Genomic DNA, 22,370 nt, shown 5'->3' on the forward strand with positions numbered 1-22,370 from the left:
CGCGCCGTCCGGCGCCTCACACCGGGGGAGGCGACAGCGACTGCTCCGCCCAGATGATCTTCCCGTCCGGCACGAACCGGGTCCCCCACCGCTGGGCCATCTGGGAGACCAGCAGCAGTCCGCGCCCGCCCTCGTCCGTCGCACGGGGGTGACGCAGATGAGGTGTGGTGGCGCCGCCGTCGAACACCTCGCACACCAGCACCCGTTCGTGGATCAGACGCAGCCGGACCGGTCCGGAGGCGTGCCGGATGGCGTTGGTGACCAGCTCGCTGACGATCAGCTCCGTGGTGAAGACCAGCTCGTCCAGCCCCCAGCGGGTCAGCTGCCCGGTGGCCGTCCTGCGGGCCTCGGCTACGCCGGCCGGATCCTCGGACAGGTCCCATGCCGCCACAAGGCCCGGATCGAGCCGTTTGGTGCGGGCCATGAGGAGGGCGACGTCGTCGTACGGACGGGACGGCACCAGTGCGTCCACCACGGTCCGGCAGCTCAGTTCCAGCGTGGGCCCGGACCGCTCCAGCGCCTGCCGCAGCCGGGTGCGGCCGGTGCCGAAGTCACCGTCCTCGTCGGAGGGCAGCAGGAGGCCGTCGGTGTGCAGGGCGAGCGTGCTGCCCTCGGGCAGCTCCAGCTCCACCGACTCGAACGGCGGGCCGCCCACGCCCAGCGCCGGCCCCTCCGGCAGGTCGACGAAGGAGACCGAGCCGTCCGGTGCCACCACGGCGGGCGAGGGATGACCCGCGGCGGCCATCGTGCACCGCCCGTCCACGGGGTCGTAGACGACGTACACGCAGCCGGAGCCCACGGGATTGCCGTACGTCCCCTCCGGTCCGGCGCCCTCGTCCCCCGCCGTCCGGTCCACCAGGTCGTCGAGGTGCGCCAGCACCTCCTCGGGAGGCAGGTCCAGCGCGGCCAGGGTCCGCACGGCGGTCCGCAGCCCGCCCATGGCCGCGGCCGCGTCGATGCCGTGTCCCGGGGCCTCGCCGACGACGAGCGCGACACGGGCGCCGGACAGCGGAATGAGGTCGTACCAGTCGCCGCCCAGGCCGGTCAGCTCGTCGGCCGGGCGGTAGCAGGCGGACGCCTCCACGGCCCCCTGCTCGGGCAGGTGGCGGGGGAGCAGACTGCGCTGCAGCCCCAGCGCGGCGTCCCGCTCCCGGGTGTAGCGCCGGGCGTTGTCCACGCAGACGGCGGCACGGGACACGAGATCCTCGGCCAGGGCGAGATCGTCCGCGTCGAACGGGTCCTCGCGGCGGCGACGGAAGAACGTGGTGAGACCCAGGGTGACGCCCCGCGCCCGGACCGGGACGATCATCACGCTCTGCAGCCCGAGTTCCAGGAACGTGGACGCCCGGTCGCCCGGCGACCGGGCGAGCCACTCCGGGGCGAGCGGGTCGAGCCGCTCCTGACGGTAGGAGCGGCCGGTGGTCAGACAGCGCACGGGCGGTGAGTCCGCCAGGTAGGTCACGACCGCCCCGCTCTCCACGACCGTCCGCGGCAGGTCCTGGTACCGCGAGCGGTGTCCCGCGTGGCGCAGGCGGACCCGGTCGGACTCGCTGAGCGGGTCCGGCTGGAGCTCGGCACCCCGCAGCACCGTGTCCAGCAGGTCCACGGTGACGTAGTCCGCGAGCTCCGGCACGGCCACGTCCACCAGCTCCTGCGCGGTGGTCGTGATGTCCAGGGTCCGGCCGATGTACTGGCCGGCCCGGTCGAGCAGGGACAGCCGCTGACGGGCGCGGTGCCGCTCCGTCATCTCCACGACCGTGTAGTACACGCCCATCGGGTTGCCCCGGTCGTCGTCGAGGCGGGTGAACGACAGGATGTGCGCGGTGTCGCGCATCGGTGCCGACCGCACGCGGCCGACGTGCTCGAAGCGGACCACCTGTTCGCCGGTCTCCAGCACGTGCCGCATCTGCGCCTCGACGGAGTCGGCGTCCAGACCCGGCTGGACGTCGCCGTACCGCAGCCCGAGGCGCTGCTCGGCCGGGCCGCCGCCGAACTGCTCCAGGGCCGCGTTGGACCACACGAAGCGCAGGTCGGTGTCCACGACCGCGATGCCGATCGGAGCCCCGGCGACCATCTGCTCCAGCACGGAGCGGCTCATGTCCCAGCCGGCCGAGCCGGCCAGCTCGGAGAGCAGGACCAGCAGCGACGCAGCGCCGCGGGGCTCCACGGTCGGCGTGACCCGCACCGTCACCGCCAGCCGGTGACCGTCCCGGTGCAGTGCCGTCAGCAGCCCCGCCCAGTCCGCGCCGGACCGGCACCGGTCGAGCAGGTCCGGCATCCGGTCGGCGTCGTCGGGAATCAGCAGCTCGGCGAACTTCCGGCCGACCGTCCCGGGCGCGCCGTACCCCAGCAGCCGCTCGGCGTGAGCGGTCCAGCCCGACACGATGCCGTGTGGATCGAGCAGCAGGGGAGCGGCGTCGGCCACGTCGAACCGCTGCCGACGTCCGTCCTGTTCCTTGTGTCCGGCCACGGCCGGCCTCTCTGTCGCTGACAGTGGTCCACCACCTCGTGTCCCCATCTTCACCCGTGAACGGGGGAAGCGGCCTGCCGGGGAGCGCTCGCCTCCCCCGCCACCGTGGCCGGCGGGGGAGGCACCGCGGCTCAGGCGCGGCCGGCGAGGACCTTCTCCAGGGTGTTGAGGGCGCCCCGCAGTTCCTCCTCCGTGATGGTCAGGGGCGGGGCCAGCCGGATGGTGGACCCGTGCGTGTCCTTGACCAGGACGCCCTCGCGCATGAGGCGCTCGCTGATCTCGCGGCCGGTGCCGATCGACGGGTCGACGTCCACGCCCGCCCACAGGCCGCGGGTGCGGAACCCGACGACGCCGCTGCCGGTCATCGCCTGAAGGCCCTCGCGCAGCACCGCGCCCAGGTCCGCCGCCCGGCGCTGGAACTCACCCGTCTCCAGCAGCTCCACCACGGCCGTGCCCACCGCGGCGGCCAGCGGATTGCCGCCGAAGGTCGACCCGTGCTCACCGGGGTGCAGCACCTGGAGCACCTCCCGCCGGGCCACCACCGCCGACACCGGGACGATGCCGCCGCCCAGCGCCTTGCCGAGCAGCACCACGTCCGGGACGACCGACTCGTGCTCCACGGCGAGCGTGCGGCCCGTGCGGCCCAGACCCGACTGGATCTCGTCCGCGACGAACAGGCACCCGGTGCGGCTGGTCAGCTCCCGCACCCCGGCGAGATAGCCGTCGTCGGGCACGATCACACCGGCCTCGCCCTGGACCGGCTCGATCAGCACCGCCGCCGTCGTCTCGTCGACCGCGGCCTCCAGCGCCGCGAGGTCGTTGTACGGGACCACCCGGAAGCCCGGGGTGAAGGGCCCGAATCCGGCGCGGGCCACCTCGTCGGTCGAGAAGCTCACGATCGTCGTGGTACGCCCGTGGAAGTTGTCCGCCGCCACCACGATCGTCGCCCGGTCGGCCGGCACGCCCTTCACGTCGTAGGCCCACTTGCGGGCCACCTTCACGGCGCTCTCCACCGCCTCGGCGCCGGTGTTCATCGGCAGCACCATGTCCAGCCCGGTCAGCGCCGCCAGCCGCTCCGCGAACCCGGCGAGTTGGTCGTTGTGGAAGGCCCGGGAGGTCAGCGTGAGCCGGTCCAGCTGGCGGTGCGCGGCCTCGACCAGCGCGGGGTGCCGGTGGCCGAAGTTGAGCGCCGAGTAGCCGGCCAGCATGTCGAGGTACCGCCGGCCCTCCACGTCCTCCACCCAGGTGCCCTCCGCGCGGGCGACGACCACGGGCAGCGGATGGTAGTTGTGCGCGAGGACCGGCTCCTCCGCGCCGATGAGCTCGGCGGACGTACGCGCGGTGGCGACAGTGGTCATGAGCGGATCTCCTGAGTGCAGCACTTGATGCCCCCGCCCGCCTTGTGGAACTCGGACAGGTCGACGGGGACGGGGACGTAACCGCGGGCGGCGAGAGCGCCGGAGAGACCCGTCGCCTCCGGCGCGATGAAGACGTGGCGGCCGTCGGAGACGGAGTTCAGGCCGAACGCCATCGCGTCCTCACGCGTGGCGAGCACCGCGTCCGGGTACAGCCGGGCCAGCACCTCACGGCTGCCCGGGGAGAACGCCTCCGGGTAGTAGGCGACGTTCTCCTCGTCCAGCACGAACAGCGCCGTGTCGAGGTGGTAGAAGTATGGATCCACCAGCGTCAGGCCGATCACCGGTACGCCGAAGAACTCCTGCACCTCGCGGTGCGCCTCGCGGGTGGTGCGGAATCCGGTGCCGGCGAGGATCCAGCGCCCGGCGGGCACCAGATCGCCCTCGCCCTCGCACACCGACCCCGGGTGCTGGACGTCGTAGCCCTCGGCCTTGAACCAGGCCTCGTACGGAACCGACTCCGGGCGCCGCTCCGGCGCGAGGTAGCGGGAGCCGAAGACACGGCCCTCCACGACGACCGCCGCGTTCGCGGCGAACACCATGTCGGGCAGTCCGGGCTCGGGCTTCACGGTCTCCACCGTATGGCCGTGGTCGCGGTAGGCGGCGATCAGCGTCCGCCATTGGCGCTGGGCCAGCGAGACGTCGACGGGACGGTCGGGATGCATCCAGGGATTGATCGCGTACCGGACGGCGAAGTGTCTGGGTTCGCAGACGAGGTAGCGCCGCCGGCGCGCCACACGGGACTGGGGCACAGAGGGGTTCCTCCGCTTCCACGCGGTGCCGACTGGGATGCCTCCACGGTAGGAAGCCCGCAGGACGGACGACAAGCAACGAGAGCTGCGCGTCCACGCAGGATCACTGCGTGTTCACGCCTGCCCGCGCACGTCTGCTGCGCCGCCCGGGGCGGGCTGCGTCACTCCCGCCTCAGGACTGTCGGGCAGCAGGTGGGACAGCACCATCACGCTGATCGTCTTGCGGATGAACGGCTCCTGGCGGATCCGCTCCAGCACCTCCTCGAAGTGCTCCACGTCCCGCGCCCGCACGTGCAGCAGCGCGTCCGCGCCCCCCGTCACCGTCATCGCCGCGGCGATCTCCGGATGGTTGCGCACCACCTCCGCCAGCCGCCGCGGCGGTGCCGCCCCCTCGCAATACACCTCGACGTACGCCTCCGTGCGCCAGCCCAGCGCCGACGGCCGCACCGTCGCCGTGAACCCCGTGATCACCCCGGTCTCGCGCAGCCGGTCCACCCGGCGTTTCACCGCCGTCGACGACAGCCCGACGGCCGCGCCGATCTCCGCGAAGGACGTCCTGGCGTTCGCCATCAGAGCCGTGACGATCTTCCGGTCGAGCTCGTCGAACGGCGTGGGCCTGCTGCTCATGCGGGCACTGTATCCAGGGACGTCCGGCCGCCCCGCGCACCGTGTGCCGTCGCCGCCGCCCCTGTGCGGCACGTGTCCACACGGGGGAAACACCCCTACACTCCGGCTTCATGCTGCGCGCCCTCGCCGTCGACGACGAACGCCCCTCGCTGGAGGAACTGCTGTACCTGCTGAACGCGGACCCGCGCATCGGCAGCGCCGAGGGCGCCGGCGACGCCACCGAGGCGCTGCGCCGCATCAACCGCGCCCTGGAGTCGGGCCCCGACGGGCCGGAGGCCATCGACGTCGTCTTCCTCGACATCCAGATGCCCGGACTCGACGGTCTCGACCTCGCCCGGCTGCTCAGCGGGTTCGCCCGGCCGCCGCTCATCGTGTTCGTCACCGCCCACGAGGACTTCGCCGTCCAGGCCTTCGACCTCAAGGCCGTCGACTACGTCCTCAAACCCGTACGCAAGGAACGGCTGGCCGAAGCCGTCAGGCGGGCCGACGCACAGCGCCGCACCGCCCCGCGCGAGGCCGCCCCGCGCATCCCCGTGCACGAACCCGACCCCGACCACATAGCCGTCGAGCTCGGCGGCGTCACCCGCTTCGTCGCCGTCGACGACATCACCCACGTCGAGGCCCAGGGCGACTACGCCCGGCTGCACACCGACCGCGGCAGCCACCTCGTACGGATCCCGCTGTCCACCCTGGAGGAGCGCTGGCGCTCCCGGGGCTTCGTGCGCATCCACCGCCGCCACCTCGTCGCCCTGCGCCACATCGGCGAACTCCGGCTCGACGCGGGCACGGTGAGCGTGCTGATCGGCTCCGAGGAACTCCAGGTGAGCAGGAGACACGCCCGCGAACTGCGCGACCTGCTGATGCGCCGGACGACGAGCTAGACGGGGGAGCACCCATGCCCCAGGACCCGACCGAACGCCGCGTGGTCGTCACCGGCCCGCCCCGGCGCGCCCCCCACTCCTCCGGCTACTACCGGCCGCGCACCGAGATCGACGAGCAGACCACCCTCGGCCACACCTACGTCCGCTCCCTGATGCGCATCCAGCTGCGCGCCGGCCTGGCCGTGTTCGCCGTGCTCGCCCTGCTCATCGGCCCGCTGCCGCTGGTCTTCGCCGCCGCCCCCGACGCGCGCCGCCTGGAGTGGGCGATCCTCGGCTTCGGCCTGTACCCCCCGCTGGTCCTGCTCGCCCGCTGGTACGTACGCCGCGCCGAACGCAACGAACGCGACTTCGTGCGGCTCGTCGAGGACCGCTGAGACCGGGGACCACCAGCACCGTGAACTACACCTACGCCGTCACCGCCGTCGCGCTCGTGGTGCTCGCCACCGTCCTCGTCGGCGCCTTCGGCCTGCGCATATCCCGCACCACCTCCGACTTCTACGTCGCCTCCCGCACCGTGGGCCCCCGCCTCAACGCCGCCGCCATCAGCGGCGAGTACCTCTCGGCCGCATCCTTCCTCGGCATCGCGGGGCTCGTCCTCGTCCAGGGCCCGGACATGCTCTGGTACCCGGTCGGCTACACCGCCGGCTATCTGGTCCTGCTGCTGTTCGTCGCCGCCCCGCTGCGCCGCTCCGGCGCCTACACCCTGCCCGACTTCGCCGAGGCCCGGCTCGCCTCGCAGACGGTGCGGCGGCTCGCCGGAGCGCTCGTCGTCGGCGTCGGCTGGCTGTACCTGCTGCCCCAGCTCCAGGGCGCCGGACTCACCCTGACCGTCCTCACCGGCGCGCCCGACTGGCTCGGCGGGGTCATCGTCGCCGTCGTGGTGACCGTCATCGTGGCCGCGGGCGGCATGCGCAGCATCACCTTCGTCCAGGCCTTCCAGTACTGGCTGAAGCTCACCGCGCTGCTCGTCCCCGCCCTCTTCCTGATCCTCGCCTGGCAGAGCGACGGCGCGCCCAGCCACGCCTTCGACGAACCCGCAGCCTTCCGCGAGCAGCGGACGGTCCGCATCGACGACACCCTCGACCTGCGGCTCGCGAAGCCGCTCACCGTGACCGTGGACGGCACCGTCGACGGCCGTGACCTCGACGGCACCGAGGTCGCCCTGTCCGCCGGCACCCACCGCGTCGACGGCGGCACCCGGCTCACCTTCGCGGAGGGCGCCGAGGTCCCCGCCGCAGGCCGCGGCGCCGACGACGCCCTGTCGCCCTCCCGTGCCGAGTCCCGCGAGGAACGCCCGCTGTACGCCACCTACGGGCTGATCCTCGCCACCTTCCTCGGCACCATGGGCCTGCCCCACGTGGTCGTCCGCTTCTACACCAGCCCGCACGGCGTGGCCGCCCGCCGCACCACGGTCGCCGTCCTCGGACTGATCGGCGCCTTCTACCTGCTGCCGCCGGTCTACGGCGCACTGGGCCGGCTGTACGCCCCCGAGCTCACCCTCACCCAGGACGCGGACGCCGCCGTCCTGCTGCTGCCGGGCCGGATGATCGGGGGAGTGGGCGGCGACCTCCTCGGCGCCCTGGTCGCCGGAGGTGCCTTCGCCGCGTTCCTGTCGACGGCCTCCGGGCTCACCATGGCCGTCGCCGGGGTCCTCACCCAGGACGTGCTGCCCGCGCGCGGGGTGCGGCACTTCCGGCTGGGCACCGTGCTCGCGATGGCGGTGCCGCTCGGGGCGAGCGTCCTGGTCGGCGGACTGCCGGTGGCCGACGCCGTGGGACTGGCCTTCGCCGTGTCCGCCTCCTCCTTCTGCCCGCTGCTGGTCCTCGGCATCTGGTGGCGGAGGCTGACCCCGCCGGGCGCGGCGGCCGGGATGCTGGTGGGCGGCGGGTCCGCGTTCCTCGCCGTCGCCGCGACCATGACCGGCTACCCGGGCGCCGGTCCCTGGCACGCGCTGCTGGCCTGGCCCGCGCTGTGGTCGGTGCCGCTGGGCTTCCTCACCATGATCGTGGTGTCCCTGTCCACACCCGGCCGGGTGCCGCCCGGGACGGCGGCGGTGCTGGCGCGCTTCCACCTCCCGGAGGAACTCCGTACGGAGGACAGGCGTACGGAGGTGTCCACGTGAGCGGTTTCCTCGCCGGTCTGCTCGTCGCCGTCCTGCCCCTGCTGGCCGCCGGGTTCTGGCTGGGCCGGCGCACCGCGCGGCCGGCCAGCCTCGCCGGACTCGGCACCCCCGTCGAGCACGCCACCTTCGAGACCCTGCACACCGCCTCCCTCGCCACACCCCCGCTCCGGGCCGGCCTGACCGAGGAGACCGCCGGCAGGTCCGCCCGCAAGCTGCGCTCGCTGCTGGGCACCGACGCCCTCTGCCTCACCGACCGCGAACAGGTGCTCGCCTGGGACGGCGCCGGCGCCCACCACCGCACCGAGATCATGGAGCGGCTCACCGGTCCCCTCGACACCGGCCGGGGCGAGGCCTTCCCGCTCACCTGCGACACCCCCGACTGCTCGGTGCGCTGGGCGGTCGTCGCCCCGCTCACCGTCGACGACCGGGTGCACGGGGCGCTCGTCGCCTGCGCGCCCCGGGAGTCGGCGGTACTCGTCCGGGCCGCAGGCGAGGTCGCCCGCTGGGTCTCCGTCCAACTGGAACTCGCCGACCTCGACCAGTCCCGCACCCGCCTCATCGAGGCCGAGATCAGGGCACTGCGGGCGCAGATCTCCCCGCACTTCATCTTCAACTCGCTCGCCGTGATCGCCTCGTTCGTGCGCACCGACCCCGAGCGCGCCCGGGAGCTGCTGCTGGAGTTCGCCGACTTCACCCGGTACTCGTTCCGCCGGCACGGCGACTTCACCACCCTCGCCGACGAGCTCCACGCCATCGACCACTACCTGGCACTGGTCAGGGCACGCTTCGGCGACCGTCTCTCCGTCACCCTGCAGATCGCCCCCGAGGTGCTGCCGGTCGCGCTGCCCTTCCTGTGCCTCCAGCCGCTCGTGGAGAACGCCGTCAAGCACGGCCTCGAGGGCAAGGCCGACCAGTGCCACATCCAGATCACCGCCCAGGACGCCGGCGCCGAGGCCCTCGTCGTCATCGAGGACGACGGCGCCGGCATGGACCCCGGTCTGCTGCGCCGCATCCTCGCCCGCGAGGTCAGCCCCACCGGGGGCATCGGACTGTCCAACGTCGACGACCGGCTCCGCCAGGTCTACGGCGACGACCACGGCCTGGTCATCGAGACGGCCGTGGGTGCGGGCATGAAGATCACCGTCCGGCTGCCGAAGTACCAGCCGGGCGTGCACCTGGCTGGGCGGCTCACACCGAAGTGAGAGCCGCCGCCCCGGTCGTCCCTCAGGCGCTGCGGGTGGCCACCATCCCGAGGGTGAGCAGGCCGAGGACGACCCACCCGAACCACAGCCAGCCGTTGCTGCCGAGCGCCACCGTGTACGCCGTCACGGCGACCAGGGCGCCCACCGTGAGCACCCCCATGGTCTTCGTCGCACTTGAACCGTTCGTGGTACCGGGCATCGCAACACCCTCCTCATGGTTCGGCTCCCTCCATGGTGCCCCCGTTCCGCCTCTTTACGGTGCACACGACCGCGTGCTCGCCTGATTTCCGGGCTCCGCCGCCGGTCCACGACCCGGCCGTGTGGAGCGAGGGGTCGAAGCCGTAGTCACGCGGCGCGACCTCCCGCGCACACGCCGCGTCCGCCGCGGAGCGGGCCCCGGCGGGCGTCGCGTCCCCGCCCAGCCGGACGAACCCCAGGACCTGCTCGTCGTGCTCCCCCGCGCAGGACACCAGCAGCGCCTCCCGGCGCGAGCGCACCTCCAGGCAGTCCCGCCGCTGCATCGTCGCCGGGTCCGCGAACGCCGTCCCCATGCGGCGGTGGTGGCCCAGCGGGCCGTAGAGGGGCCCGTGCGCGCCGAACACCAGACAGGCGGTGCGCCGCCCGGCCGCCTCGAACCCGTCGGGCGCCGGGACGACGGCCACCGCCCGTACGTCGGCCAGCCGGCCGCGCAGCTCCCGCGTCCGCTCCTCGCACAGCGCCGGGCCCCGCTGACGCGCCTCCCCGGCCGAGGCGGACGCCACGAACGCCATGACCTGCCCGTCGGGCGTCTGCTCCGCGCAGGTCGCATCGAGGGTCAGCCGGGGCGTGCCGGCGAACCGGGCACCGCCGGGCCAGTCGGCCCGCACGCAGTCGCCCGCCTCCAGCGGCTCCACCAGCCCGACGGCCTCCCCGTACGGCGGGGCCGTCCCGCGACCGCCGGGTTCCCGGTCGGCCAGCGCGTACCAGGTCCCGCCCAGCGTCAGCACCAGCCCCAGACCCCCGGCGAGCACGGCGCGCAGGGCGTGCGGGCGGCGGCGCCGGCGGGTTTTCGCGGGGGAGGGGACGGGTGGGTGCGCCGAGGGCTGCGGGTGCGGGGCGGTGTCCCACGGAGGCCGGGAGCCGAGGTCCGCCTGCGTGCGCGGATACGTCTCCGACTGGGGCGTCACGATCCACGCCAGCTCGGCCTCCGTGTCCCGCGCGGTCGTGCGCAGTCCCGGATCCTTGGCGAGCAGTCCCCGCAGCACCGGCTCCAGCGCGCCCGCCCGCACCGGCGGACGCGGGTCCTCCATGACCACCGCGGTGACCGACGCCAGCGGGGACGCCCGCGCGAAGGGAGCCCGCCCCTCCACCGCGTGGTACAGGGTGCAGCCGAGCGAGAACAGGTCGGCCGCGGGAGTGGGCGGCCCACCGGTGGCCCGCTCCGGCGCCAGGTACCCGGCGGTGCCGACCAGCGCGGAGGCCAGGGTGTACCGCGTCTCGCCGGTGTCCGGCCGTACGGAGATGCCGTAGTCGGTGAGCAGCACCCGGCCGTGCGGTGCGCCGGCGCGGTCGGGCGCGAGCAGGATGTTCGCCGGCTTCACGTCGCGGTGCAGCACGCCCCGCTCGTGCCCGGCGGTGAGTGCGTCCAGGACGCCGAGCCCGATCCGGGCGCACTCGGCGGGGGCGAGGCGGCCCCTGCGGGCGAGCAGCTCCCGCAGGTCGACGGCGCCGGCGACGTACTCCATGACGATCCACGGCAGCCCGTCGTGCTCCAGCACGTCGTGCACGGTCACCACATGGGGGTGACCGCGCAGACCGGCCGCGTGCCGTGCCTCCGCGCGGGCCCGTGCGACCCGCGCCTCCCGGTCCTGGCCGGGCTCGGCCGGATCACCGAACACGATCTCCTTGAGCGCGACCTCGCACGCCAGCCGCTGGTCGTGGGCGAGCCACACGTGCCCCATGCCGCCGCCGCCCAGCCGCCGCAGCAGCACGTACCGGCCGGCGATCACCCGGCCCGCTCCCGACGCCGGCGCACCCGCGGGCATCCGGGTCACGTCCGGTTCCGGCCGGGACGCTCGGCCGTGGCGGTCATTTCCTTCGTGCGGTGGCGGAGAACGAGGGCGATATTCCGCATCGCAGCCTTGTTCACCTCGTGCGCAGACGTACGCATTCCCATGGACCGCTCCCCCTTGCGGTTTCCCCCGGACGCATCATGTTACTGGAGGAAATTGTCCGTTCAAGGGGACGGAGAAAGGGGTGAATTCAGTTCCCGGGTGAGTTCAAAGAGGCCAGATAGGCGTTGTACGCCTGGAGTTCCTTGTCCCCGTCCCGGTCGGCGGCGCGGTCCGTGCGCTTGGCCTGCCGCTGGTCCGAGGCGTACCACTGGAACAGCAGCGCGATCAGCACCAGGACGGAGGGCACCTCGCTGAACGCCCAGGCGATACCGCCGGCCGCGTTCTGGTCGGACAGCGCGTCGATGCCGAGTGAGCCGGGAGGGTTCTCGAAGGTGGTGACCATCGGCGTCGACGCCATCATCAGCGCGATGCCGAAGAAGGCGTGGAACGGCATGCCGGCGAACAGTTCCAGCATGCGCATCAGATAACCCGGCCGGTGCGGGCCCGGGTCCACGCCCATGATCGGCCAGAAGAAGACCAGGCCGACGGCGAGGAAATGCACCATCATCGCGATGTGCCCCACCTGGGAGCCCATCAGGAAGTCGAACAGAGGCGTGAAGTACAGCCCGTACAGGCTCGCGATGAACATCGGAATGGTGAACACCGGGTGCGTGATGAGCCGCATGTAATGGCTGTGCAGCAGCATCAGCAGCAACTCGCGCGGTCCCTTGCGGCCCCGCCCGGCCGGCGGCAGCGCGCGCAGGGCGAGGGTGATCGGGGCGCCGAGCAGGATCAGGATCGGCGACACCATGCTGATCACCATGTGCTGCACCATGTGCACGCTGAACATGACCATGCCGTAGTCGTTCAGCGCGGTGCACATCATGAGCCCGATGCTCAGCACACCGGTGACGAACGCGACGGTCCGTCCCACCGGCCACTTGTCACCGCGCCGCGCCAGCCGGACCACGCCCCAGCCGTACAGCGCCAGCCCCAGCAGGCAGGCGACGAGAAAGAAGGGATCCGCCGACCAGGCGAGCCCCCGCCCCAGCGTGAACGGTGGCAGATCCATCGTCATACCGTGCCCGCTGTGATCCATCGGCCGGCTCCATTTTCGTGCAGGTTGTACCCGTTCCGTCCGCACCAGAGTAGAACCGCCCCCGGCGACCGTGGTCACCGGGGGCGGTCATCGCCCTGAAGGGGCGCGGGGGACCGCACGGTCCACCACACGCGGCCCGCGGCCCGGAACGCGGCCGGGCGAGCTCTCATCGGCCCCGCACACTCACAGCACGCACTCCGCCTCCGCGTACCGGGAGTCCGGCACCGTCTTCAACGTCTCCACCGCCTCCGCGAGGGACACCATCACGATGTCCGTCCCCCGCAGCGCCGTCATCCGCCCGAACTCGCCCCGGTGCACCGCCTCCACCGCGTGCCACCCGAAGCGGGTCGCCAGCACCCGGTCGTACGCGGTGGGTGTCCCGCCGCGCTGCACGTGCCCGAGGATCACCGGCCGGGCCTCCTTGCCGAGCCGGGACTCCAGCTCCAGGGAGAGCTGCCGGGCGATCCCGGCGAACCGCTCGTGACCGTAGACGTCCTTGCCGCCCTCGTCGAAGTCCATCGTCCCGGCCTTCGGCTTGGCTCCCTCCGCAGCGACCACGATCGCGAACCGCTTGCCGGCCGAGAACCGCTCACCGACCTTCGCGGTCAGCTCGTCGATGTCGAAGGGCCGCTCGGGGACGACGACGGCGTGCGCGCCGGCGGCCATGCCGGAGTGCAGCGCGATCCATCCCGTGTGACGGCCCATGACCTCCACGATCAGCACGCGCTGGTGGGATTCGGCGGTGGTCTTCAGCCGGTCCAGGGCCTCGGTCGCCACCCCGACGGCGGTGTCGAAACCGAAGGTGACGTCGGTGACGGCGATGTCGTTGTCGATGGTCTTCGGCACACCGACTATCGGCAGGCCGTTGTCGGAGAGCAGCCGGGCCGCCTTGAGCGTGCCCTCACCGCCGATGGGGATGATCGCGTCGAGGCTGAGCTCCTGGACGTGTCCCTTGGCCCGCTCCACACCGTCCCGCAGATGCTCGGGACGGACCCGGGAGGAGCCGAGGATGGTGCCGCCGCGGGCGAGGATGCCGCTCACCGCGTCGAGGTCGAGCTTGAGGTGGTCGCCCTCCAGGAGGCCCTTCCACCCGTCACGGAATCCGATGACCTCGTCGCCGTGGTCGACGACGGCACGGTGCACGACGGACCGGATGACGGCGTTCAGGCCGGGGCAGTCGCCGCCGGACGTGAGGACACCAATGCGCATAGCCCGAAACAACCTTCTCGATGTGGGCCGGACCGGACCGCGCTGTCCGGCTCGATCCCCGCCACCCTAGCGGCTGTGGGGGGCCGGACCGCATCTCGCGTCCGCCTGCTGGACGACCCCGCTCACCTGTGCGGAGCAGGCGTCAGACGGGCCGTCCGGGCCCGTCCGACGCCCGGTGTCCACGCGCCGGCGAAGGCCTCAGGCGGGCTGCTGCGCCGCCGCGATCCGCTCGGTGCGCAGGGCCTCGTACCAGCGGTCGTCGGTGGGCGGCAGCGCGTTGACGTCCAGCGCCAGCTTCAGCAGCAGGTCGGCGATCTGCGGGTTGCGCGCGAGCACGGGGCCGTGCATGTACGTCCCGAAGACGGTGCCGTTGAACGCGCCCTCGGTGCCGTCCCCGGTGCCGTTGCCGTTGCCGAAGCGCACCTGGGCGAACGGGCGGGCGGTGGGGCCCAGGTGGGTGACGCCCTGGTGGTTCTCGAACCCGGTCAGCGGGGGCAGCCCCAGCTGCGGGTTGATGTCCGCGAGTACGTCGCCGACGCACCGGGCGCCCTCACCGCGTACCGAGACCACGTCGAGCAGACCGAGGCCGGGCTCGCGCTGACCGAGGTCGTTGATGAACTCGTGGCCGAGGATCTGGTAGCCGGCGCACACCGAGAAGACGATCGCGCCGTTCTCCACCGCCCGGTGCAGACCGCCGTCGCGGCGCAGCCGCTCGGCGGCCAGCCGCTGTGGACGGTCCTCGCCGCCGCCGATCAGGTAGATGTCGCCGGAGGTCGGGATCGGCTGGTCGCTGCGCACGTCGAGCCGCGCCACGTCCAGGCCGCGCTGCCGCGCCCGGCGCTCCACGACGAGCACGTTGCCCTGGTCGCCGTACGTGCTGAGCAGGTCCGGGTAGATCCAGACGACCCGCAGCTGGTTGTCGCTCACTTCAAGTCCCCTGAGGTGTCGTGGTCAGTTGCCGACGCGGCGGCGCAGGTCCTGGAACGCGGTGTAGTTGGCGATGACCTCGATCCGGCCGGGCGGGCACAGCTGCACCGCCTGGTCGAGGTTCTCGCAGACCTGGAACTGCTGGTTCGCGACCTCCAGACGCACCGCGAGGTCCAGCTTCCGGTCGCCTACGACGCAGATCGGGTGACCGGTCAGCCGCGTGTAGTCGACGTCCCACAGCCAGGAGGTGTCGGTGCCGTCGGCGGAGCGGGCGTTCACCGAGAGGATCACCGGGGTCGGCGGCGGGTCGATCAGCGAGAACGTCTCCAGCCAGCCCGCGGGGTTCTTGGCGAGCAGCAGTCGCAGGTCACGGCCCTCGAACTGGACCACGTCGTAGCGGCCGGCCACGGCCTGCACCTGGTACATGCGCTCCAGGGCGACCTGCGGCGGCACGCCGAAGACGGCGGCGACGGCCGCGGAGGACGCGGCGTTGGCCTTGTTGGCGCGGCCCGGGAGCTGCAGGTGGATCGGCCAGGCGGAGCCGTGCGGGTCGAGCACGTGGTCGCCGGAGAGCGCCCAGCTCGGGGTGGGCCGGCGGAAGCCGCACTCACCGCAGAACCAGTCGTCGCCGGGGCGCTGCATCACACCGCCGCAGGACGGGCAGGACCAGGCGTCGTCCTTCCACATCTGGCCGGCGGCGACCCAGATCACGTTGGGGGAGGAGGAAGCGGCCCACACCACCAGCGGGTCGTCGGCGTTGGCGACGATGACGGCCTTGGAGCCGGCCAGGCCCTCGCGCCAGTTCTCCGCGAGCATCCGGGTCTCGGCGGCCCGGTCCAGCTGGTCGCGGGAGAGGTTGAGCAGGGCGATGCACTTCGGGTCGGTGTCGCGGGCGACGCCCGCCAGGTACTTCTCGTCGACCTCGATGACACCGAACTTGGCGTCCGAGCCGCCCGCGAGCGCCGAGGTGATGCCGGCCGGCATGTTGGCGCCGAGCGCGTTGGAGACGACGGGGCCCGCGGCCCTGAGCGCCTCGGCGATGAGCCGGGTGGTCGTCGTCTTGCCGTTGGTCGCCGAGACCAGGACACAGTCCAGGTTCTGGGCGAGCCGGGCGAGGAGATCGGGGTCGAGTTTGAGTGCCACCCGGCCGCCGATCACCGATCCGCTGCCGCGTCCGGCGGCGCGGGATGCCGCAGCGACCGCCTTGCCCGCGGTCACGGCCAGCTTGGCCCGCGGCGAGAGCGGGTCCGAGTTGCCTGCCATCAGTTCTCGATCCTCCTTGCGTACGCGCCGCGTCTGTGCCGGACGGCCACGTGGTGAGACCTCAGCCTATCGAGATCCATTCGCACTCCTGAACCGCGGCACCATCGTGAGACGGGCGTTGCTGGAAGGACCGTACTCTTGCCGCCATGCGACACGGCTCCATCCCCGGCGTCCACGGACGCGTCCGGCCCCTCACCCTGCTCGGCGACCCGGTGCTGCACGCGCCCTGCCGGGAGGTCTCCGGCTTCGGCCCGGAACTCTCCCGACTGGTGGAGGACTTGTTCGCGACGATGTACGCGGCCCAGGGGGTGGGCCTGGCGGCGAACCAGGTCGGCGAGCCGCTGCGGGTGTTCGTCTACGACTGCCCGGACGACGAGGACGTCCGGCACCGGGGCCATGTGGTGAACCCGCGGCTGGCCGAGACGGACGGGGTGGTGGTGCGCGGCCCGGAGGGCTGTCTGTCCCTGCCGGGCCTGGAGGCGGGGACGGAGCGGTACGACCATGCCGTGGTCGAGGGGTTCACGGTGACCGGCGAACCGGTCACCGTCCACGGCACCGGCTTCTTCGCCCGGTGTCTGCAGCACGAGTACGACCACCTGGAGGGCCGGATCTACGCCGACCGCCTGACGGGGTGGCGGCACCGCAGGCTCATGCGCCGGGCGGACCGAGCGTCCTGGAACCGTCCGCACTGAGGCCGGGCACGTCTGCCGTCCCGGGCGGGAAGGGAGAGGCCGCCCGGTCGCGGTTCAGAAGCCCGGGCTGCCGGTCCTGTCGCCCGCCGCCGCCAGCCGCCCCCAGAGCAGATCCGCCAGGCTGCGCACCAACTCGGCGCGGGAGCAGGGCCGTTCTCCGAGCCACCAGTCGCCGGCCGCGTGCATCATGCCGACGATGCCGTGTCCCCACACCCGGGCGAGCTGCTGGCTGCCCGGTCCGAGGTCCAGCCGCTCCTCGATCACCTGGGCCAGCTCCTCGCCCATCCGCCGCAGCAGCGGTGCCGAGTGTTTGCCGACGTCGAAGCCCTGCTCGCTCGGTGCCCCCTCCGCGGGATGCATCAGGAACCGGTACACCTGTGGGCGTGCCTCGATGGCCGACAGGTACGTGTCCAGGGTGGCCTCGACCCGCTCGCGCCGGCCCGCCGGGGCGTCCAGCGCGGCCCGCAGCGAGGCCAGCAGCGCGTCGGTGTGCCGCTTGGCCAGTGCGGCGTAGAGTCCTCCCTTGTCACCGAAGTGCCGGTAGAGGATCGGCTTGGTGATGCCCGCCTCGGCGGCGATCGCGTTCATCGAGGCTCCGGGGCCGTCGCGCAGCACCACTCGGTCGGCGGCCTCCAGCAGCTCGCGCCGTCGTCGGTCGGCGGACCGCTGCTGATCGGTCCGCTGTGTGGTGTCCATGAACTCTCCCCACCCGTGCTGGTTCGGTGACGCCTGCGCAAACTAGCACTGAAGGCTCAGTGGCCATCGAACGGGATACCGGCGACCCTGAGGGATTGACTTTTCCTACCCATGAGTAACAGACTCGGTGTTACCGTAAGTAACACGCACGTGAATCGCCGCTGGAGGGGTCATGGCCGAGTTCACCATGGAGCTCAACGACGAACAGAAGGAGGTGCGGGACTGGCTGCACGGCTTCGCCGCCGATGTGATCCGCCCCGCGGCCGCCGAATGGGACGAGCGTGAGGAGACTCCCTGGCCGGTGATCCAGGAGGCCGCCAAGGTCGGCATCTACTCCCTCGACTTCTACGCCCAGCAGTACTTCGACGCAAGTGGCCTGGGCATTCCCATGGCGATGGAGGAGCTCTTCTGGGGCGACGCGGGCATCGCCCTGTCGATCGTCGGCACCGGTCTCGCCGCCGTCGGCGTCCTCGCCAACGGCACCGAGGAGCAGATCGGCACCTGGATCCCCCAGATGTACGGCGACGCCAACGACGTCAAGGTCGCCGCGTTCTGCTCCTCCGAGCCCGACGCCGGCTCCGACGTCGCCTCGATGCGCACCCGCGCGGTGTACGACGAGGCCAAGGACGAGTGGGTGCTCAACGGCACCAAGACGTGGGCCACCAACGGCGGCATCGCCAACGTCCACGTCGTGGTCGCGGTCGTCGACCCGGAGCTCGGCTCCAAGGGCCACGCCTCCTTCATCATCCCGCCGAACACCCCCGGCTGCTCCCAGGGCCAGAAGTTCAAGAAGCACGGCATCCGCGCCTCGCACACCGCCGAGGTCATCCTGGACAACGTGCGCGTGCCCGGCTCCTGCCTGCTCGGCGGCAAGGAGAAGCTGGACGAGCGGCTCGCCCGCGCCCGCGAGAAGGCCAGGAAGGGCGGCGAGCGCGTCAAGAACGCCGCCATGGCCACCTTCGAGGCGTCCCGCCCGGCGGTCGGCGCCATGGCCGTGGGCACCGCCCGCGCCGCCTACGAGGTCGCCCTGGAGTACGCCACCACGCGGGAGCAGTTCGGCCGCCCGATCATCGACAACCAGGGCGTCGCCTTCCAGCTCGCCGACATGCGCACCCAGATCGACGCCGCCCGCCTCCTGGTGTGGCGCGCCTCCTGGATGGCCATCAACGGCAAGCCGTTCACGGCGGCCGAGGGCTCGATGTCCAAGCTGTTCGCCAGCGAGACCGCCAAGAAGGTCACCGCCCAGGCGATCCAGATCCTCGGCGGCAACGGCTACACCCGCGAGTACCCCGTCGAGCGGATGCACCGAGACGCCGCGATCTACACGATCTTCGAGGGCACGAGCGAGATCCAGCGCCTGGTGATCGCCCGCACCCTGTCGGGCGTGCCCATCCGCTGAGACGGGTCCCCCCCGAACGGCCCGGCGGTGCGGGCGGCGCCGCCGGGTTACCCGTGCCCCGTTCCCGGGGAAGGCTCGTGTGTGACCGACGCGACGGAGGACGCGATGCCCCGCACCGCCCGCGACCTGATGGACGCGTTCACCCGCGACCTGGCCCCTGACCCGCGCGCCAACCCCCTCGTGCCGCTGATCGCCCGCGGCGAGGCGGACCGGGCGGTGCTGGCCGCGCTCGCCCTCGAGCAGCGCCTGGTGATCCCCGCGGACCGCCGCGCGTTCCTGCACCTGGCGGACCGGTCCGCCGGCGAACCGGACTCCGCCGCGTTCTTCACCGCTCTCGCCGAGGGCGAGGCGCTCGCCGGGGAGCACCTCGAGCCGTTCGCGGCCGCCTGCGGTGCCGACGCGGCCCGGGCGGACGCGTACGAAGCCCGGCCGGGGTGCCAGGCCTACCCGGCCTGTGTCGCCTGGCTGGCCCTCAACGCCGCTCCGGCCGACGCCGTCCTCGCCGTGACGGCCAACTTCTCCGCCTGGGGCGGCTACTGCGCCACGATCGCCGACGCCCTGCGCGCCCACTACGGATTCCCCGACGAGGCCTGCGCCTTCTTCGACTTCTTCGCCGAACCGGCTCCCGACCTGGAGCGCATGGCCCTGGCGTCGGTCCGGGCCGCCCTGGACGCGGGCAGCCTGGACGAGCGCCGCGCCCGCCGTCACGGGCGGCTCCTGCAGAGCTACGAGGCCATGTTCTGGGAGAGCCTGTGCTCCGCCGCCCGGCCGGTCAGGCGGGAGTGAGCTCCTTCCAGACCTGGGCGTCGGTGCCGTTGCACTCGTGGATCTGGAGCGGGACGCCGTTGGTGAAGTTCGCGTAGGGCACGTCGAGGCACTTGCCGGACCCGGGGTGGACGAAGGCGAGCGGCACGGTCCGGTCGTAGCGCCACTGCTGGGCGCCGGTGCCGTTGCACGTGTGGAGCTGCACCGTGGTGCCGTCGGCGGTTCCGCCGTCGGCCACGTCCAGGCACTTGCCCGAGTTCGGGTTCACCAGGGTGCCCTCGGGAGTGGTCCTCCAGGTCTGGCCCAGGGAGCCGTTGCAGTCCCACAGCTGCACCCCCGTGGCGTCCTGCGTCCCGGCGCCGCTCACGTCGAGGCAGTGCTCACCGCCGTCGGGACTGTAGGTGAACTCCGTGGGCTCCGTGGGCTCCGGGCCGGTCACCGTGAACACGCACCAGGCGGACCAGTCGGACGGGCCGTCGGCGCCCTCGGCGCGGATCCGCCACTGGTAGTCACCCGGGCTGAACGTGCTGGCGGGAATCTGCACGGCCCACACGTGGCCGGCCCCCGTGTCGGTCCGGAAGGTGCCGAACGGCTGCTCGCCGAGGCGTGCCAGCTCCATCCTCCCGTTCAGGCCGGGCTGGGGCTCCAGACCCTTGACCGAGGCGGCGAACAGGGGTGCGGAACCGTTGGTGGCGCTGAACGTCGGCGGGGTCGGGGCGCCGCACTGCTGGAAGCCCGCGTAGGGCCCGGTGCAGATCCGCAGCGCCTCGGGGACGTCGGGCGTGGCGGCCCACGCGGTGGCGGGAAGGCCGAGGCCGAGGCAGGCGGCGGCAAGACCCGTGGCCGCGGCGGACGCGGAACGATTCCATCTCATTGCTGTGACTCCATCGCACGATCGATCACTCGGTCGCTCAGGAGTTCACACCACCGGACGTTCTCCGTCAGCCTCTCCGGTGCCGGCGTAAGGATTACGTCACATCCCCTCTGCCCGCGCCGGTCGGGCCTTCCCGCGGACGGCCCGCGGGAAGGCGGTGGCCGGACCTACGGGGCGCCGCCGCTGCTGTGGGCGATGCACGCCACGTCGATCCGGTCGGCGAGCTTGGCCAGCTCGATGGTCAGCGCGGCGACCGTGTCCTCGTCGAGCCCGTCCTCCCCGGCCTCGACCAGCCGCACCCACCGCCCGCCCACCGTGCGCAGCAGCTTGCTGACATCGGCGGCGGCCACCTGCAAGGTCCCGCGGTCGTCGACGATCAGAGGCAGAGTCACTTCGCGGTTCACAGTCGGGATCGTAGTCGGGCGACCGTCACGCACCCTGCCAAACGGTGGTGATGTTGCAGAACTCGCGGATTCCGTGCCCGGACAGCTCACGCCCGAACCCGGACCGCTTGACCCCGCCGAACGGGAACGCCGGGTGGGACGCCGTCATCCCGTTCACGTACACGCTGCCCGCCTCCAGGTCCCGGACGAAGCGGTCGACCTCGGCCTCGTCACGGGTCCAGACGTTGGAACTGAGCCCGAAGTCGGTGTCGTTGGCGATGAGGACCGCCTCGTCGATGTCCGCGGCGCGGTACAGCGTGGCGACCGGGCCGAACGCCTCCTCGCGGTGGATGCGCATCTCCCGGCCGATGCCGGCCAGCACGGTCGGCGGGTAGAACCAGCCGGGCCCCTCGGGGCGCTCGCCCCCGCACAGCACGGTGGCGCCGGCCCGTACGGCGTCCTCGACCAGTTCCTCCAGGTCCTCGCGGCCCCGTTCGCTGGAGAGCGGGCCGACGTCCGTGTCCTCGTCCATCGGGTCGCCGACCTTCAGCGCCTTCATGCCGGCGGTGAAACGCTCGGCGAAGGCGTCGTAGACGTCCGTGTGGACGATGAACCGCTTGGCGGCGATGCAGGACTGCCCTGTGTTCTGCGTCCGCGCGGTGACCGCCACCTCGGCGGCCCGGTCCAGGTCGGCGGAGGGCATGACCACGAACGGGTCGCTGCCGCCCAGCTCCAGCACCGTCTTCTTGATCATTTCCCCGGCGGTGGAGGCGACCGCGCGGCCCGCAGGCTCGCTGCCGGTGAGGGTGGCCGCCCTGACCCGTTCGTCCCGCAGCAGGTCGTCGACCGCGGCGGAGCCGATGAGCAGTGTCTGGAAGCAGCCCTCGGTGAAGCCGGCGCGGTGGAACAGGTCCTCCAGGTACAGCGCGGTCTGCGGCACGTTCGAGGCGTGCTTGAGCAGGCCCACGTTGCCCGCCATCAGCGCGGGCGCGGCGAACCGCACCACCTGCCACAGCGGGAAGTTCCACGGCATCACGGCCAGCACCGGGCCCAGCGGCCGGTAGCGCACCAGCACCCGGGAAGCGCCCGAGTCCTTGACGTCGGCGGCGTCGGGTTCCTCGTCGGCGAGCAGCCGCGCCGCGTGGTCGGCGTACCAGCGCATCGCCTTCGCGCACTTCGCGGCCTCCGCGCGGGCCTGCTTGACCGGTTTGCCCATCTCCGTGGTGATCACCCGGCCGATGGCGTCCTGGTCCTCCTCGAGGATCTCGGCCGCCCGGTGCATCAGCCGCGCACGCTCCTCGAACGTCGACGTCCGGTACGTACGGAAGGTGGCCTCCGCCAGCTGGAGCCGGCGCTCCAGCTCCTCCTCGTCCATGGGGTGGTACGCCTTGACGGTCTCGCCGTTCGCCGGATTCACCGTGGCGATGTGCATCGCTGACCTCCCTGGGGACGGGCTGTGCCTTCCGACCTTCCCGCGCGGCGGTGGGCGGCGCAACGCGGA

General features: G+C 72.5%; 21 protein-coding genes. 7 read left to right on the forward strand and 14 right to left on the reverse strand.

Annotation, left to right across the window (positions count from 1 at the left end; translation table 11 throughout):
* Positions 1-16: 16 nt before the first annotated feature.
* The 4 genes from ACZ6A9_RS17875 to ACZ6A9_RS17890 form a co-directional block, all read right to left on the reverse strand.
* On the reverse strand, positions 17-2,470 hold the full coding sequence (locus ACZ6A9_RS17875) for a SpoIIE family protein phosphatase (RefSeq protein WP_468986120.1): 2,454 nt from the start codon (positions 2,468-2,470) through the stop codon (positions 17-19).
* Between the two features lie 131 nt (positions 2,471-2,601).
* Positions 2,602-3,828, reverse strand: coding sequence for an ornithine--oxo-acid transaminase (rocD, locus tag ACZ6A9_RS17880; RefSeq protein WP_468986122.1), 1,227 nt, complete (start codon positions 3,826-3,828; stop codon positions 2,602-2,604).
* Positions 3,825-4,637, reverse strand: coding sequence for a dimethylargininase (gene ddaH / locus ACZ6A9_RS17885; RefSeq protein ID WP_468986125.1), 813 nt, complete (start codon positions 4,635-4,637; stop codon positions 3,825-3,827). The genes rocD and ddaH overlap by 4 nt, the downstream gene beginning before the upstream one ends.
* A 114-nt stretch (positions 4,638-4,751) precedes the next feature.
* On the reverse strand, positions 4,752-5,264 hold the full coding sequence (locus tag ACZ6A9_RS17890; protein ID WP_468986127.1) for an Lrp/AsnC family transcriptional regulator: 513 nt from the start codon (positions 5,262-5,264) through the stop codon (positions 4,752-4,754).
* Positions 5,265-5,374: 110 nt separating this feature from the next.
* On the opposite strand from ACZ6A9_RS17890, the gene ACZ6A9_RS17895 reads away from it, so the two are divergent.
* Genes ACZ6A9_RS17895 through ACZ6A9_RS17910 form a run of 4 tightly spaced genes read left to right on the forward strand, consistent with a single transcriptional unit; the run spans position 5,375 to position 9,469 of the window.
* Positions 5,375-6,145, forward strand: a complete 771-nt coding sequence (locus ACZ6A9_RS17895; protein ID WP_468986130.1) for a LytR/AlgR family response regulator transcription factor — start codon at positions 5,375-5,377, stop codon at positions 6,143-6,145.
* 14 nt (positions 6,146-6,159) lie between these two features.
* Positions 6,160-6,519, forward strand: a complete 360-nt coding sequence (locus ACZ6A9_RS17900; RefSeq protein WP_468986133.1) for a hypothetical protein — start codon at positions 6,160-6,162, stop codon at positions 6,517-6,519.
* Positions 6,520-6,539: 20 nt separating this feature from the next.
* Complete coding sequence (locus ACZ6A9_RS17905; RefSeq protein WP_468986138.1) at positions 6,540-8,267, forward strand: sodium/solute symporter; 1,728 nt, start codon at positions 6,540-6,542, stop codon at positions 8,265-8,267.
* Positions 8,264-9,469: a sensor histidine kinase gene (locus ACZ6A9_RS17910; RefSeq protein WP_468986143.1), complete on the forward strand. Its 1,206-nt coding sequence runs from the start codon at positions 8,264-8,266 to the stop codon at positions 9,467-9,469. Before ACZ6A9_RS17905 ends, ACZ6A9_RS17910 begins: the two co-directional genes overlap by 4 nt.
* 22 nt (positions 9,470-9,491) lie before the next feature.
* Here the strand turns inward: ACZ6A9_RS17910 and ACZ6A9_RS17915 are convergent, their stop codons facing one another.
* The 6 genes from ACZ6A9_RS17915 to ACZ6A9_RS17940 all read right to left on the reverse strand — a co-directional run bounded on the left by ACZ6A9_RS17915 (position 9,492) and on the right by ACZ6A9_RS17940 (position 16,060).
* Positions 9,492-9,668, reverse strand: coding sequence for a hypothetical protein (locus tag ACZ6A9_RS17915; protein WP_468986147.1), 177 nt, complete (start codon positions 9,666-9,668; stop codon positions 9,492-9,494).
* A 13-nt stretch (positions 9,669-9,681) separates the two neighbouring features.
* Positions 9,682-11,493: a serine/threonine-protein kinase gene (locus tag ACZ6A9_RS17920; protein WP_468987214.1), complete on the reverse strand. Its 1,812-nt coding sequence runs from the start codon at positions 11,491-11,493 to the stop codon at positions 9,682-9,684.
* A 217-nt stretch (positions 11,494-11,710) separates the two neighbouring features.
* Positions 11,711-12,661 carry a cytochrome c oxidase assembly protein gene (locus ACZ6A9_RS17925; RefSeq protein WP_228965833.1) on the reverse strand — a complete coding sequence of 317 codons (951 nt, stop codon included), beginning with the start codon at positions 12,659-12,661 and terminating at the stop codon, positions 11,711-11,713.
* A gap of 183 nt (positions 12,662-12,844) precedes the next feature.
* The gene (locus ACZ6A9_RS17930) at positions 12,845-13,870 is read right to left on the reverse strand and encodes a 6-phosphofructokinase (RefSeq protein WP_468986153.1); all 1,026 of its coding nucleotides are present in this window, start codon (positions 13,868-13,870) and stop codon (positions 12,845-12,847) included.
* 198 nt (positions 13,871-14,068) lie between these two features.
* Positions 14,069-14,797, reverse strand: coding sequence for a glutamine amidotransferase (locus tag ACZ6A9_RS17935; protein ID WP_228965831.1), 729 nt, complete (start codon positions 14,795-14,797; stop codon positions 14,069-14,071).
* A 24-nt stretch (positions 14,798-14,821) separates the two neighbouring features.
* Positions 14,822-16,060, reverse strand: a complete 1,239-nt coding sequence (locus ACZ6A9_RS17940; RefSeq protein WP_190163599.1) for a Mur ligase family protein — start codon at positions 16,058-16,060, stop codon at positions 14,822-14,824.
* A gap of 146 nt (positions 16,061-16,206) precedes the next feature.
* Between ACZ6A9_RS17940 and def the strand changes: the two genes are divergently transcribed.
* Positions 16,207-16,752, forward strand: a complete 546-nt coding sequence (def, locus tag ACZ6A9_RS17945) for a peptide deformylase (RefSeq protein ID WP_468986183.1) — start codon at positions 16,207-16,209, stop codon at positions 16,750-16,752.
* Between the two features lie 54 nt (positions 16,753-16,806).
* On the opposite strand, the gene ACZ6A9_RS17950 is transcribed toward def, so the two are convergent.
* On the reverse strand, positions 16,807-17,448 hold the full coding sequence (locus ACZ6A9_RS17950) for a TetR/AcrR family transcriptional regulator (RefSeq protein WP_468986187.1): 642 nt from the start codon (positions 17,446-17,448) through the stop codon (positions 16,807-16,809).
* A gap of 172 nt (positions 17,449-17,620) precedes the next feature.
* Between ACZ6A9_RS17950 and ACZ6A9_RS17955 the strand changes: the two genes are divergently transcribed.
* Both ACZ6A9_RS17955 and ACZ6A9_RS17960 read left to right on the forward strand, forming a co-directional pair.
* Entirely contained in the window at positions 17,621-18,847 is a 1,227-nt protein-coding gene (locus tag ACZ6A9_RS17955; RefSeq protein WP_468986189.1) for an acyl-CoA dehydrogenase family protein, read from the forward strand.
* Between the two features lie 105 nt (positions 18,848-18,952).
* On the forward strand, positions 18,953-19,633 hold the full coding sequence (locus ACZ6A9_RS17960) for a transcriptional regulator (protein ID WP_468987215.1): 681 nt from the start codon (positions 18,953-18,955) through the stop codon (positions 19,631-19,633).
* On the opposite strand, the gene ACZ6A9_RS17965 is transcribed toward ACZ6A9_RS17960, so the two are convergent.
* From ACZ6A9_RS17965 to ACZ6A9_RS17975, 3 genes are all read right to left on the reverse strand, one after another.
* On the reverse strand, positions 19,620-20,486 hold the full coding sequence (locus ACZ6A9_RS17965) for an RICIN domain-containing protein (protein WP_468986192.1): 867 nt from the start codon (positions 20,484-20,486) through the stop codon (positions 19,620-19,622). The genes ACZ6A9_RS17960 and ACZ6A9_RS17965 overlap by 14 nt on opposite strands.
* 167 nt (positions 20,487-20,653) lie before the next feature.
* A complete protein-coding gene (locus tag ACZ6A9_RS17970) occupies positions 20,654-20,890 on the reverse strand; it encodes a DUF6213 family protein (RefSeq protein ID WP_004991175.1) in 237 nt (78 codons plus the stop codon).
* 25 nt (positions 20,891-20,915) lie between these two features.
* Entirely contained in the window at positions 20,916-22,301 is a 1,386-nt protein-coding gene (locus ACZ6A9_RS17975; protein ID WP_468986196.1) for an NADP-dependent succinic semialdehyde dehydrogenase, read from the reverse strand.
* Positions 22,302-22,370: the final 69 nt, after the last annotated feature.

The organism is Streptomyces sp. NPDC041124 (assembly GCF_055592385.1).

What these genes read in the sequence shown, in the direction of transcription:
- rocD (WP_468986122.1), bottom strand. Translation starts at nt 3,828, where the DNA reads ATGACCACTGTCGCCACCGCGCGTACGTCCGCCGAGCTCATCGGCGCG.
- ACZ6A9_RS17890 (WP_468986127.1), bottom strand. Translation starts at nt 5,264, where the DNA reads ATGAGCAGCAGGCCCACGCCGTTCGACGAGCTCGACCGGAAGATCGTC.
- ACZ6A9_RS17895 (WP_468986130.1), top strand. Translation starts at nt 5,375, where the DNA reads ATGCTGCGCGCCCTCGCCGTCGACGACGAACGCCCCTCGCTGGAGGAA.
- ACZ6A9_RS17900 (WP_468986133.1), top strand. Translation starts at nt 6,160, where the DNA reads ATGCCCCAGGACCCGACCGAACGCCGCGTGGTCGTCACCGGCCCGCCC.
- ACZ6A9_RS17915 (WP_468986147.1), bottom strand. Translation starts at nt 9,668, where the DNA reads ATGCCCGGTACCACGAACGGTTCAAGTGCGACGAAGACCATGGGGGTG.
- ACZ6A9_RS17920 (WP_468987214.1), bottom strand. Translation starts at nt 11,493, where the DNA reads ATGCCCGCGGGTGCGCCGGCGTCGGGAGCGGGCCGGGTGATCGCCGGC.
- ACZ6A9_RS17925 (WP_228965833.1), bottom strand. Translation starts at nt 12,661, where the DNA reads ATGGATCACAGCGGGCACGGTATGACGATGGATCTGCCACCGTTCACG.
- ACZ6A9_RS17930 (WP_468986153.1), bottom strand. Translation starts at nt 13,870, where the DNA reads ATGCGCATTGGTGTCCTCACGTCCGGCGGCGACTGCCCCGGCCTGAAC.
- ACZ6A9_RS17940 (WP_190163599.1), bottom strand. Translation starts at nt 16,060, where the DNA reads ATGGCAGGCAACTCGGACCCGCTCTCGCCGCGGGCCAAGCTGGCCGTG.
- def (WP_468986183.1), top strand. Translation starts at nt 16,207, where the DNA reads ATGCGACACGGCTCCATCCCCGGCGTCCACGGACGCGTCCGGCCCCTC.
- ACZ6A9_RS17950 (WP_468986187.1), bottom strand. Translation starts at nt 17,448, where the DNA reads ATGGACACCACACAGCGGACCGATCAGCAGCGGTCCGCCGACCGACGA.
- ACZ6A9_RS17955 (WP_468986189.1), top strand. Translation starts at nt 17,621, where the DNA reads ATGGCCGAGTTCACCATGGAGCTCAACGACGAACAGAAGGAGGTGCGG.
- ACZ6A9_RS17960 (WP_468987215.1), top strand. Translation starts at nt 18,953, where the DNA reads ATGCCCCGCACCGCCCGCGACCTGATGGACGCGTTCACCCGCGACCTG.
- ACZ6A9_RS17965 (WP_468986192.1), bottom strand. Translation starts at nt 20,486, where the DNA reads ATGAGATGGAATCGTTCCGCGTCCGCCGCGGCCACGGGTCTTGCCGCC.
- ACZ6A9_RS17975 (WP_468986196.1), bottom strand. Translation starts at nt 22,301, where the DNA reads ATGCACATCGCCACGGTGAATCCGGCGAACGGCGAGACCGTCAAGGCG.